The sequence below is a fragment of the Sphaerotilus sp. genome (genome assembly GCF_034519685.1).
Classification (GTDB): Bacteria; Pseudomonadota; Gammaproteobacteria; order Burkholderiales; family Burkholderiaceae_C; genus Sphaerotilus.
The window spans coordinates 549,082-561,051 of record NZ_JAXHOF010000003.1; the positions used below are offsets into that span (position 1 = coordinate 549,082).

General features: G+C 70.8%; 13 protein-coding genes and 1 pseudogene. 1 reads left to right on the forward strand and 13 read right to left on the reverse strand.

Translation table 11 applies throughout. The features are described 5' to 3' along the window. Positions 1 to 87: 87 nt before the first annotated feature. The 13 genes and pseudogenes from U5O44_RS06070 to U5O44_RS06130 form a co-directional block, all read right to left on the reverse strand. Positions 88 to 639: a metal-dependent hydrolase gene (locus U5O44_RS06070; RefSeq protein ID WP_322587564.1), complete on the reverse strand. Its 552-nt coding sequence runs from the start codon at positions 637 to 639 to the stop codon at positions 88 to 90. A 14-nt stretch (positions 640 to 653) separates the two neighbouring features. Next, positions 654 to 2,606: a protein-disulfide reductase DsbD gene (gene dsbD / locus U5O44_RS06075; protein ID WP_322587565.1), complete on the reverse strand. Its 1,953-nt coding sequence runs from the start codon at positions 2,604 to 2,606 to the stop codon at positions 654 to 656. A 7-nt stretch (positions 2,607 to 2,613) separates the two neighbouring features. Beyond that, a complete protein-coding gene (locus U5O44_RS06080; RefSeq protein WP_322587566.1) occupies positions 2,614 to 3,186 on the reverse strand; it encodes a PCYCGC motif-containing (lipo)protein in 573 nt (190 codons plus the stop codon). 22 nt (positions 3,187 to 3,208) lie between these two features. After that, positions 3,209 to 3,922, reverse strand: a complete 714-nt coding sequence (locus U5O44_RS06085) for a DsbC family protein (protein WP_322587567.1) — start codon at positions 3,920 to 3,922, stop codon at positions 3,209 to 3,211. A 3-nt stretch (positions 3,923 to 3,925) separates the two neighbouring features. Continuing rightward, on the reverse strand, positions 3,926 to 5,626 hold the full coding sequence (locus U5O44_RS06090; RefSeq protein WP_322587568.1) for a multicopper oxidase family protein: 1,701 nt from the start codon (positions 5,624 to 5,626) through the stop codon (positions 3,926 to 3,928). After that, positions 5,619 to 6,542, reverse strand: a complete 924-nt coding sequence (locus tag U5O44_RS06095; protein WP_322587569.1) for a F510_1955 family glycosylhydrolase — start codon at positions 6,540 to 6,542, stop codon at positions 5,619 to 5,621. Before U5O44_RS06095 ends, U5O44_RS06090 begins: the two co-directional genes overlap by 8 nt. 49 nt (positions 6,543 to 6,591) lie before the next feature. After that, on the reverse strand, positions 6,592 to 7,707 hold the full coding sequence (locus tag U5O44_RS06100; protein WP_322587570.1) for an SCO family protein: 1,116 nt from the start codon (positions 7,705 to 7,707) through the stop codon (positions 6,592 to 6,594). Continuing rightward, entirely contained in the window at positions 7,704 to 8,351 is a 648-nt protein-coding gene (locus U5O44_RS06105; RefSeq protein ID WP_322587571.1) for a c-type cytochrome, read from the reverse strand. Before U5O44_RS06105 ends, U5O44_RS06100 begins: the two co-directional genes overlap by 4 nt. Before the next feature lie 64 nt (positions 8,352 to 8,415). Beyond that, entirely contained in the window at positions 8,416 to 8,673 is a 258-nt protein-coding gene (locus tag U5O44_RS06110) for a DUF2933 domain-containing protein (RefSeq protein ID WP_322587572.1), read from the reverse strand. Continuing rightward, complete coding sequence (locus U5O44_RS06115; protein WP_322587573.1) at positions 8,670 to 9,005, reverse strand: P-II family nitrogen regulator; 336 nt, start codon at positions 9,003 to 9,005, stop codon at positions 8,670 to 8,672. Before U5O44_RS06115 ends, U5O44_RS06110 begins: the two co-directional genes overlap by 4 nt. Positions 9,006 to 9,145: 140 nt before the next feature. Continuing rightward, positions 9,146 to 9,517: a hypothetical protein gene (locus U5O44_RS06120; protein WP_322587574.1), complete on the reverse strand. Its 372-nt coding sequence runs from the start codon at positions 9,515 to 9,517 to the stop codon at positions 9,146 to 9,148. Between the two features lie 226 nt (positions 9,518 to 9,743). Further along, a pseudogene (gene petA / locus U5O44_RS06125) lies at positions 9,744 to 10,299 on the reverse strand (ubiquinol-cytochrome c reductase iron-sulfur subunit). Positions 10,300 to 10,431: 132 nt separating this feature from the next. Then, the gene (locus U5O44_RS06130) at positions 10,432 to 11,151 is read right to left on the reverse strand and encodes a hypothetical protein (RefSeq protein ID WP_322587575.1); all 720 of its coding nucleotides are present in this window, start codon (positions 11,149 to 11,151) and stop codon (positions 10,432 to 10,434) included. 71 nt (positions 11,152 to 11,222) lie between these two features. Between U5O44_RS06130 and U5O44_RS06135 the strand changes: the two genes are divergently transcribed. Beyond that, positions 11,223 to 11,858: a TetR/AcrR family transcriptional regulator gene (locus U5O44_RS06135; protein ID WP_322587576.1), complete on the forward strand. Its 636-nt coding sequence runs from the start codon at positions 11,223 to 11,225 to the stop codon at positions 11,856 to 11,858. The last annotated feature ends 112 nt before the right edge of the window (positions 11,859 to 11,970 follow it).

The window sequence follows — 11,970 nt, forward strand, 5'->3', positions numbered from 1 at the left end:
CGACCGAGGTGGAGACTCCCCGCTATGCCGCCGACGGCGAGTCCGCAGTGCGGAGAATGACTCTGGGGCCCGATCCGGACGCGGCCGTCACGCCCTGCCTGCCTCGCGCTCGCGCCGCCTTCGCCGCAGGAGCCAGAGATATGCCGCCGCCAACGCCGCGTAGTTCGCGGCCATGAACCCCGGCGAATTCCACGCCAGCCCGTCGAGGCCCTCGCGCGTGATCGGCCACAGCACCGGCGACGGGTAGTAGTCGTTCGAATGCGTGAACACGTCGATGACGACGTGCGACCACCAGCCCAGCAGCGGAATCCACAACTGCCTCGTCCACAGCCACAGCAGCAGCGTGACCACGCCCGCCGCGATCGCGCTGTGCGTGACGCAGTGCAGGTTGTGCGACAGCCACTCGACCCAGAATGGCAGCGCCGGCTCCTGGCCTGGCGCAGCGATCGCGTAGCCCCGTACTGTTGCCGCGCTGCCGGACCCGAACACCGACCAGCCCACGATGGGAAGCAGATGCGGAACGTCCGGCGCCACCGCGAGCGCCACCGTCGCCGTCGCGGCACGCGACGAGATCGCCCAGCGGCGACGTGCAATCATCACGCCGGCGCCGACCCACAGTGCATGTGCCAGTACATCCATCGACGGCCTTTCCTCTACCGCCCTGCGCGCAGCGCGTCGGCGCGGTCCAGCGACGCGAGGAACTGCTCGGGCGGCTGGAACCCGATCACGCGCAACGCCACCTCCCGGCCCGCGCGGTCGAAGAACACGATCCCCGGCGGCCCGAAGAGATCGAATCGGCGCAGCATGGCCTGGTCGTCGGCGCTGTTGGCGGTCACGTCGGCGCGCAGCAGCAGCGTGTCCTTCAGGCGTGCCTGCACGCGCGCATCGCTGAACGTGAACCGGTCCATCTCCTTGCACGACACGCACCACTCGGCCCAGAAGTCCAGCATCACGGGGCGGCCGCGTGCGGCCTGCAGCCGGGAGTCCAGGTCAGGCACGCTGCGCACCGTCTGGAACGGCAACTCGCGCGCGGCGCCGCTGCGGGCCTCGGCGCGCAGGCCGGCCAGGGGCTGCAGGATGTCGCGATGCCCCGACAGTGCACCTGCCAGCAGCGCCGCCCCCGTCAGCAGGGCCAGCACCCCAAGGCCCTTGAACAGTCGACGATGGCCGGGCGCGTCGACCGGCAGGGGGTCCAGCGCGTGCAGGTAGATCGCCGCGACGATCAGCAGGGCGGCCCACAGCAGTTGCTGCGCGACGACCGGAATCACCGCGCTCAGCATGTAGATCGCTACGCCGAGCATGGCCACGCCGAAGAGCCGCTGCACCGCCAATGTCCACGGGCCTGCCTTCGGCAGCAGAGCTGCCGCCGTCGTGCCGACCGCGATCAGCGGGACACCCATGCCGACGGCCATCGCGAACAGCGCCGTTGCGCCCAGCACGACGTCGTGCGTCTGGCCGATGTAGAGCAAGGCGCCGGCCAGCGGCGCGGCCACGCAGGGCCCGACGATGACGGCCGACAGCACGCCCATCAGGAAGACGCCGGCCGCGCGGCCGCCGCGAACCCGGCTGCCGGCTCCGGCCAGCCGGTTGCGCAGCGCGGCGGGCAGCTGCAGCTCGTACAGGCCGAACATCGACAGCGCCAGCAGCACGAAGACCAGCGCGAAGCCGCCAAGCACCCACGGCGTCTGCAGGTACGCCGACAGCAGCGTGCCGGCAAGGCCCGCGGCCACGCCCGCCAGGGCGTACGTGATCGCCATGCCCAGCACGTAGAGCGCCGACAGGCCGAGCGCATGCCGCCGCGTCGTGTGCCGCCCCTGCCCGACGATGATGCCGGAAAGGATGGGGATCATCGGCAGCATGCAGGGCGTGAAAGCCAGCAGCACGCCGAAGCCGAAGAAGGCCGACACCAGAAGCCAGCGGCTGCCCTGGGTGAACAACCCTCGCACGGCATCGGCGTCCGACGGATCCGGCGCTGCCGGCCGCGCGCGAGTCGCCGAGACATCCGACGCGCCCGCCGCGGGAGCCCAGGCGACCCCGCCAGTCCCGGTCAACGCGACCGTGACCGTCTTCTCGATCGGCGGATAACACACACCCAGCGGCTCGTTGCAGCCCTGGTAGGAGGCGCGCAACTGGACCTCCCGTGCGAGACGGTCCGGGTGGCGTAACGCGACCAGCGCCTGGAACGCGCGGTGGTAGACCTGCACGGTGCCGAAGGTCGGGTCGGCCTTGGGTTCCCCCGCCGGCAGTTCGACGCCGGCCACCGACACCCCGGGCGGATCGGCGACGCTGAAGCTGATGCGGTCGCGATAGAGGTAGTAGTCCTTCGCGGGGGTCAGGGTGGCGACCAGCGTGTTGGCGTCGCGTGCCGCGACAACGATCTGGAAGGCCTGGTCCGGCGGCAGCAGTTCGCCAGGCAGCTTCGTGCCTCCCAGCAAGTTGCGCAGCGAATCCAGGGGGCCTGGCGCCGTGGAACTCGACGGGGCGGGCTGCGCGCGCGCCGTGCCGCCGACATCGGGGATCTGCGCCCACGCCACGGCCGACACGCCGAAGGCCAGGCCGGCCCACAGCATCGTGCGGCGGAGCCGGAGCGCGGCAGCACCGCTCATGCCGCGCTCACCTTCGAGGCCCCCAGCGCACATCCACCGCCGCCTGGATCTTTGCGGCATCGGTGATGCCCTTCTCGCTCATCTCGAAAGCGATCTCGGCCGTGCCCAGGCACACGGCGCAGTCCTCGGCCATCCGGTCCTCGAAGCATTGGAGGCTCGAGCGGTGCACGCCGCGGTTCTCGCACCCGCACCAGCAATAGAGCCGGTTCAGCAGCGCCGGGATCTTCGCCGCGATTCGATAGCCGCGCCGAACCTCGGGCCGCGAAAACTGATCGGCATCAAGCACCGCCGACGCATCGCTGCGGCCGCTGACGACGATGCGAAGTCCGTCGGCGCGCAACATGCCGACTCGCCATCCGTTCGCGCCGGCGCTCGGCACCTCGGCCCGAGAAGCGCCGACGTTTGCGTCTCGCGGCGGCGTCGGGACGAGCCATGTCATCAGCGCAGCCACGCAGACCACCGCCAGCACGGCCAGCAGTGCCAGTACAGCGTTGCGCGCGGTCCCGGGCCTGGCGACGACGCTCGAACTGCGGTCGTGGCCGTTCCGGATCGAGCACTTGTCGTGGGCACGTCGCTTCATGGGCATCTCCTGAAAATGGTCCTCAGGGCTTGGACGCGCGCCGGAGCTCGGCTTCGAGTTGTGCGCGCGGCACCGCGCCGACGAGCCGGGTGCCATCGGCCAGCACCAACGTCGGCGTTCCGTTGATGCGGTGCCGCTTGGCGAAGGCGGCGATCTCGGCGATCGGGTCGGCGCAGTTGGCCGTCCCCACCGGCGCGACGCCGGCCCGCATCACCTCGGCCCAGGCCTTGGTGCGGTCGGGGGCGCACCAGACGGCGCGCGACTTGGCGGCAGCCTCCGGGTGCAACTGGTCGATCGGATAGAGAAAGACGTACACGGTCAGGTCGTCGATCTCCTTCAAGGTCGTCTCGAGGGCCTTGCAGTACGGACAGTCGGGATCCTCGAAGATGGCCAGCTTGCGCGCCCCGCTTCCCTGCACCCACGAGATTGCCAGCCGGGTGTCCAGCGTGTCGAAAGCAATCCGGTTGATCTGGGCCAGCCGTGCGTCGGTGAGGTTGCGCTTTGCCCGGACGTCGACCAGCGGACCGCCGAGCAGATAGCGGCCATCCTCGGTGACGTAGAAGACCTGGCCGTCGACCGCCGCTTCGAGCAGGCCGGGGATCGGCGTGCTGGCGACGGTCGGCGCCTCGGCGTTCGGGAACAGGCGCTGCACCGTCGCGCGCACGGCGGCTTCATCGGCGTATGCCGCAGTGGCCAGCCCGGTGGCCACGAGCGCGATCAGGCTTCGCGATCCCATGCTTCAGGCCTTGACGAGGTAGTTGCGCATCAGGCCCGTGTCCTCGTGCTCGAGCATGTGGCAGTGATAGAGGAACAGGCCCGCGTGGTCCTCGAAGCGCAGCAGCACGCGCACGCGCTCGCCGGGCATCACGAGCACGGTGTCTTTCCAGCCTTCGTCGACGAAACCGGCGCTGACGGTGGTGTACTCGCGGGCGTTGCGGCGCAACAGCGCGCGCGACAGGACCCGGAACTGCAGGCCGTGCACGTGCATCGAGTGCGGCATGGCCATGCCCATCATCGAGCCGCGCCCTTCGTTGCGGAACTCCCAGATCTCCTGGGTGCCGAGCTTGACGGTCTCCAGCTCGCTCGCGCCGAGCATGTCGAAGCCCCGGCCGTTGATGCCCCAGACCATCATCCCCATCGTCGGCTCGAAGACCTTGGGGCGCGCGGCGTTGACCGCCGCGCCGGGATCCGCGGGCGCGATCTGCGTCAGCGCTGCCGGCAGCGTGCCCGGCTGCGCAGGGCCGCCGTCCACCCGGAAGCGCTGCACGTCGAACGCCGCGCCGTCGGGCAGGCCGGCCTGGGCGCCACCCATCATGCCGCCCATCATTCCGCCCATGTTCGTGCCGCCTTCGAAGGCGAGGCTGCGCAGCGTCACCTCGCTGCCCGCCCGGCGGCGGCCGAAGTCCACCCACAGGTCGACGCGCTCGGCCGGCGCGAGCATCACGTAGTCGCGCTGCACGGGCGCGGCCAGCAGGCCGCCGTCGCTGCCGATCACGGTGAGTGGCGAGCCGTCGCTCCAGGCCAGCTTGAGCGTGCGCGTGTTCGCCCCGTTGAGCAGGCGCAGCCGGTGCGGGCGGCGCGCGACCTCGCGCACGACGTGAGTGCCACCGTTGACGAGGATCTGGTCGCCCAGCACGCCCATCATCGAGCCCATGCCGCCGCCCATCATGCCGCCGCCGCCCGAGCCGCCACCCATCATCCCGCCGCCGCCCATCATGCCGCCGCCCATCGTTCCGCGGTCTCGCACACCCGGGCTTGCGGCGCTGCCGCCGGGATAGACGAACTGGTTGTCGCCGTCGAACTCCCGGTCCTGGACGACCAGCGGCAGGTCGTGCGCGCCGCCGGGAAGCTCGAGCGCCGCTTCCTCGTCGTCGCCGACGATGAACAGGCCGGCCAGCCCGGCGTACACCTGCGCGCCGGTACGGCCATGCGGGTGCGGGTGGAACCAGTAGCTGCCGGCGCGGTTGCGCACCGTGAACTCGTAGACGTAGCGCGCACCCGGCGCGATCGCGAAGCGCGGGTGCCCGTCCATGTCGTCGGGCACATGCAGGCCGTGCCAGTGGATGATGGTCGGCTCGGACAGCCCGTTGACCAGGTCGATGCGCACGCGCTGGCCGCGCCGCACGCGGATGAGGGGGCCGAGGTATCCAGCCGCCATGTCATCGATGGCCGCGTGGTCGCCGCGCAGCAGGCGGCCGTGGTAGCGCCACACGCGCGTCGGCGTGCCGGGCCGGATCGACACCTCGCCGGGCTCGGCGCGCAGTTCGAGGTGGACATCGGGCCGCGATCCTGCTTCGGCGCTGCGCGCGGTGCCGGGCCAGCCCAGCGCCGCTGCGGTGAGCCCCGCCAGCCCTCGAGACGATCGAACCAGCACCTCGCGTCGATGGGGGTCTGCGGGCATCGAGGATCGCCCCTGCGGGTTCGCGCCGTGGTCACTCATGGCTTGCTCCGTGGGTGGCGATCGGCTTCCAGGTGCGGCCCGCGTCCCGGCTGAGGTAGACATTGCGCTTGAAGCTGGCGATGGCGATCTCGCTGCGCCGCGCCGGGTTCTGCGCGATGTAGGCCACCGCGTCGTCGCTGAGCGCCGGGATTGCCAGCGCCTGCGGTTTCGCGCCGGCCGTCAGCGCCAGGCGCGCCAGCGCCGCCTGGCCCGCGTAGCTGCTGAACCACAGCTGCGTGCCGTCCAGGTCGAAGGTGACGCCGAGCACCTGGGCTCCGGCCACGAGCCGCTCGAAGCGCCCGCCCGCATCGCGCGACAGGTACAGGCCGTCGGCTGTGCCTACGGCGACGATGCGCGCGGCGCCGGGGTGAACGGCCAGGCTCCTGATCTCGCCGCCCAGGCCGTTGGCCGCGGCGCGCGTCCACTTCATGCCGTCGTCCTCGGTGTGGTACAGGCCCGGCTCGCGCATGCGCGAGTTCGTGCCGGGGTTGACGACGTACACGGAGTGTGTGCCGTAGCTCGTGGCCAGCAGGTGGAAATCCGACTCGCCCTCCAGGCCGAGCATTCGCCAGGTCTTGCCGCCGTCGACGCTCTTGATGAGGCCGAAGGGGTTGGTCAGCCCCGAGCCCGGCGCCGGATGCCCGCTGCTGTACAGAGCGTCGCGCGCGGCCGCGAAGCCCATGTAGTCGTGCGCGGGGCCGTCGGCCTTGGACCATCGGCCCTTGTCGCCGGTCTCGTAGATCGCCAGGCCGTGGTGGCTCGGGATCATGAGCCGGCTGCCGTCGGCGCTGAAGGCGAGGCCGTGCACATGGGTCAGCGTGACCGCGTCGCCGGCGCGCGCGGCACCCATCGCGCCGCTGGCGAACGCCAGCGCGAGCATGAGGGCAGGAAGGTGCTTCTTCAGGTTCGATCGCATGACAGTCCTTGTCGGGTGATGAAGTGGAATTCGTCGGCCACGGGCCGCGTCACTGCGCGAGCAGCCGCGCCACGTCGGCGGCCATCGCCGCGACGTCGCGCGGGCCGCTCATCAGCAGGCGCCGCCGCCCCTGCGGGCCGTAGACGTAGATCGCGCTGCCGTGGTCGACGGCGTAGTGGCCGTGGGCGTCGGGGGCATGCGCGGCGTGGAAGAACTTGAACTCCCTGGCGAGCGCCGCGGTGTCGGCCGGATCGCCGCGCAGGCCGAGGAAGTCCGGATGGAAGGCCGTCACGTATTTCGCGAGCACGGGTTCCGTATCGCGCTGCGGATCGACCTTCACGAACAGCACCTGGACGCGCGCGCCGTCGGCGCCCAGCCGCTGGATCACGCGGGCCAGGTCGGCCAGCGTGGTCGGACAGACATCCGTGCAATGCGTGAAGCCGAAGAACAGCATCACCGCCTTGCCGCGGAAGTCCTGCAGGCTGCGCGGCTGGCCATGGTGGTCGGTCAGGTGAAAGTCGCGCCCCCACGCGACACGGGTGATCTCGGTCGCGTTGAAGGGCGAAGCCGGTGCCCGCCAGGCTGCTTCGATGCGCCCACGGATCAACCCGACCAGGCCCGGGTCGTCCCAGGCGGCGGGGCCCAGCTTGCGGCCGATCTCGTTGCCGTCGCTGTCGATGAGCAGCGTCAACGGCACACCGGCGGTGGCGAGCACGGACAGGGCCGCGCCCGCGCTATCCAGGTACGGCCGCAGGTGCTTGATGCCGGCGCGCTCGAAGAAGGGCCGCACGGCGGCCAGGCCGGTCGGGTCGACCGACAGCGCGAGTACCTCGAAGCCCGGTCCGCCCAGCAAGCCCTGCAGGCGGTCCAGCGCCGGCATCTCCTCGCGGCAGGGCAGGCACCAGGTGGCCCAAACGTTCAGCAGCACGACGCGCCCGCGGAAGTCGTCGAGGGCCAGGGTGCGGCCCGCGGCGTCGGCGAATGGCAGCGCCGGCACGGGGCGTGGCGACGCGTGCAGCTCGATGCCGCTTGCCTTCCCTCGCGCCTTCAGGACGTGCCACGCCAGCGGCGACAGCGCCAGCAGGCCGCCGACGACGCCGAGCGCGAGCCAGGTCCTGCGCCCTGTGGCCGGGCCTGAAGCGGGGGGTGCCTCGACAGGTCTCATGGGCACTGCCGGCGCACGAACGTCGAGATCTCTTCGGGCCGCGAGAAGATGACCGCCGCGCGGTCGCCCTGCATGCCGCTGTCCACCAGGACCGGCTTGCCGGCGGCCGGCCCGTTCGCGCTGCCGTCGGTCTTGAAGCGCAGGTTGAACTCCCACCAGGTCTGCGTTGCGCCGTCGGCGGTGGACACGCGATAGGCGTCGCCGCAATAGCGAATGGCGCTGACCGTGCGCGAGGCCGGCGCGCGTTCGAGGTCGGGCGGCGGTTGGTCGGGCACGGCGATTCGGCCGTCCGAGGCGGCCTGGAGAAAAACCAGCAGGTCGGCGCGCAGGGCGGCATCGGGAACGCCGCGAAAGGCCATCGTGTTGCCCGGAACCAGCGCCTGCGGATTGCGCAGCCAGGCATCCAGCGTGTCGCGTTCCCAGACGATGCCGGCGCCCCGCAAGGCCTCGGAGTAGCGTCCGAATCCCGAAGCGGTCCCGGCCCGTCGACCCCACAGCGCCGCGAGGCTGGGTCCCGTCATGTGGCGGCCGGGTGCGAACGAATGGCAGGCAAAGCATTGGCGGGCCGCCTGCGCGCCTCGTTGCACGTCGCCTGCCGCCAGCACCGGCGCGGCCGCCGACAGGCCCAGGAGCAGCCCGGCCATGCCGAGCGCGCAGCGCCCGGAGCGGACCGGAGCATGGCAAGTCGCTCGGCGACGCATGACCGCCCTACGCTTCCTGCACGACATCGGGCGTCTCGCGCGGCGCTGGCATCTCGGCCTTTGGCTTGGCGTCCGCTGCATTCGCGCCATGGCCGCGCATGGTCAGCATCATGACGATCATCGTCACGGGACAGATCAACGCCAGCAGGATGGGCGCGGATGCCACTACGAAGCCCTGTGCCGCGGGAAAGGCGACATAGGCGGCACCCAGGGCGGCCAGAAGCGTTGCGGCCAGAGTGACCATGGTTTTCAGACTGCACTTCATGGTTTCGATTCCTTGTGGTCTGACGCCGCATCGCTTCCGGCGCGCAGGTGCTGGAACGCCTCGACCGGCATGACTGCCGCGACACCGGCGCCGGGCACGTCGGAGGCGCTCGCCCTCAGGGCATCGAGCAGCGCCGCGACGTGGGCGTCCTCGACGAAGATCTCGAGCTTGGTGTGCTCACTCAGCCAGTCGTCGGAGAAGAAGTTCTTGTATTCGCCGAAGCCCTTCACGCGGCTCAAGGTGATGCCGCTGACGCCCAGTTGGGTCAGCTTCCTCTCCAGCGGTGCCACGCTGTCCGGCCGGACGATGGCGATGACGTACTTGTAGGGCATGAGAACCTCCGGAACAGCCGGCCCCGTCGGGGCGGATGAGGGGCGGCTCAGTGCCAGCGCGTCGATGCGCGCGGGCGAGTGCGCCCCGCCGAATGCCGAGAGCCGCCCAATGGGCGCTCAGCAGCCTTCGCAGCGTGAGGTCAAATGCGGAAGCAGCAGTGCAGGATGGCGTGCGGTGGATCCGCCATGGGCGGCGGATCATCCGGTGCCGCAACGGCGCGAGGGGTCCGAACGGGGAGCACCACGGGCACCAGCGGATACAGGCTTACCGGTACGGCCGTCGGCAGGTCCGGCATGGCCTTGGCGCCGGCATTCTGCTGGCCGGATTGGCAATGCGCCGCGCACAGATTCGGATCCATCGCGCCGCGCCCGGCGTCCTCGGAGGCCATCCCGGCCATCGACGCGTCGGCCATCATCGCTTCTGCCCCGGCAGCACCGGCCCCGACCATCGCCGCTCCGCCGCTGCAGGCGTAGGCTGCCACCGCGATCTGGGCGAACAGCAGCACACCCACCATCAGGCGGGCGATGAACCGGCTCAGGGCGCGCGTTATCGACACAGTACTTCGTTTCGACGGCCGCCGCGGAAGTTCCACGGCGTGGAGGCAAGCATAGCGCGAAGCGCGCCCTTGGTGCACCGGCACGCGACAGGCGCTGTCGCGACTGCCGGGACGCGGCCAGGAGGGCCGACAGCGACAACAGCAGCGGCGCCGTCCTCCTTGCGGCGGATCGGATCGGCCTTCAAGCGGGCGGCCCTTCGCCGATCACGAGCAGGTCATCGGCGCGGCAGTGGTGCGGCGGCACCTCGAGATTGCTCGGCGCGGGAACGTTCCTGAAGACACGCCCGGCGAGATCGAACCTGGAGCCGTGGCAGGGGCAAAAGAATCCGCCCGGCCAGTTAGCCCCGATATCCGCCGCGCCCGGCCCGGCCCGGGCCGGAAGGTCGGGATGCAGCCGAGGTGGGTGCAGATGGCGACCAGCACCGCAAGGTCCGGCCGGATCGAGCGGGTGTCGTTGCGCGCGTCGTCGGGCTGCTGCTCACGCCGCGCCGAACGCGGGTCGGCCAGCAGGTCGTCCTGGCCACGCAAGGCCTGCAGCATCGGCGGCGTCCGGCGCAGCACCCACACCGGCTTGCCGCGCCACGCTACGGTGAACAACTCGCCTGGCCGGATCGTCCGGACATCGACCGGTACCGCCGCCCCGAGCGCGCGCTCGCTCGCTCGCTGGGCGCCAGCGAAGCGACGAACGGCACGCTCGCGGCAACCGCTCCGACGCCGCCCGTGACGGAGGCGACCATGACCCATCGGCGGCGCTCGGCGTCGTTCGCGGAGGATCTGTCAATCAAGCACTCCAGTCGAGCCCGGTCCGCCGGCCAGCTTGTCTAATTCGTCACCCGGCTGGCAGCGCCAGTGATGCAGATCCCAGCCTGTCAGTCGCCGACCCAGCCCGCCGCCCGCCGGGGCTGCGCCTGCCGCTCGAAGAATCCCCAGGGCAGGCTGCGCTGGCGGCTGACGACCGCACGCATGAGCAGCGCGATCACGAGCACGCCAGCGTGCCAGGCGGCCGCGTCGGCCCGCGTGGCATCGGGCGCCACCAGCGCGCGCCAAACGACAAAGCCGAGCGTGCCGTGGACCGCGGTGAAGAGGCCGAGGACGGCATTCACGTGCCAGCTGAGCCACCACCGCGGGTGCAAGGGGGTACGCGACCAGGCGAAATGGAGCATCGCGACGCCGTAGGCCAGGCCAACCCACGACAGCACCGCGGCCACCGGATCGCCCTTGACCAGCCCCGCAGCCAGCACCACGGCGCCGAGCACCGCGACCAGCGGTCCAAGCAAGCGGAAGTGCAGGCCGCGAAAGCGCTCAGGCTGGTTCTTCCAGCGGATGGACGTCCAGGCCACGGTGACCACGGTGCCCACACACGCTGACAGGTACACCAGAGAGACGATCCAGCCAGGATCGAAGGGCACGGGTCGCAGCAGCACCACCGGCAGCACGGTGAGCACGGTGGCCAGCAGGGCCAGGAAGAAGGTCCGGCCTGTACGGCGATGCCCGACGCTGCCCTTGACGCTCAGCAGCGTCCACCAGAAGAGCGCCATGGCCAGGGTGCCGATGCCGATGTGGGCCCAGAGAGAATGGTCGTAGCGCATGCGTTACTCACTCGAAGTTTACGCATGTAAAATAGCATGAAAGTTTACGCGCGTAAAGCGATGACGGAGTCATGACCAAGATCGGCGACGAAACGCGGGCCGGCATTCTTGAAGCTGCCTGGGACCTGATGGCCGAACAGCGACGGCTGGACGCGGGCATGGCCGAGATCGCGGCGGCGGCTGGCGTTTCCCGGCAGACGCTGTTCTATGCCTTCGGCAATCGGGCCGGGGTGCTGGTGGCGATGGCGCGGCACAAGGACACGCAGGGCGACCTTGTGCTGCGCATGCGGCAGATTGCGGCCACCGGGCGCGATGCCCATGCACTGCACGCCTTCGTGGACGCCTGGCTGGACTACCTGCCCGTTGTCTACCCGGTAGCGATCCAGCTGGAATCGGGCTCGCTGTCCGATCCCGACGCCAATGCCGCCTGGCAGGACCGCATCTTCAGCCAGGGCGTGCGAATGGGGCTGGACCGGATCCTCGGCCAGATCGCATCAAACGGCGGTCTGCGCGCGGATCAGGACCCGTCGCGCCTGGCCGACCTGTGCCTGACCCTGCTGGTGCCGTCGGCCTGGCGCTACCTGGTCGTCGAACGGGGCTGGACCGCCCGGGACTTCCGGCGCTCGCGCCACGCGCTGATCGATGCCCTGCTGATCGACGCCTCGCCCGCGCAGCCGCGCCGCGGCGCGCGGGTGGTGCGCCGCTGACGACCGGCCGCGCGCGGGACGGCCCGCACCGCGGCGCAAGGCCGGCCGCATTTGCAACCCCAAGTCGGTGAGCCTGGGGTGGTCGGCGGGCCGGCGGATCAGCAGCAAGCCA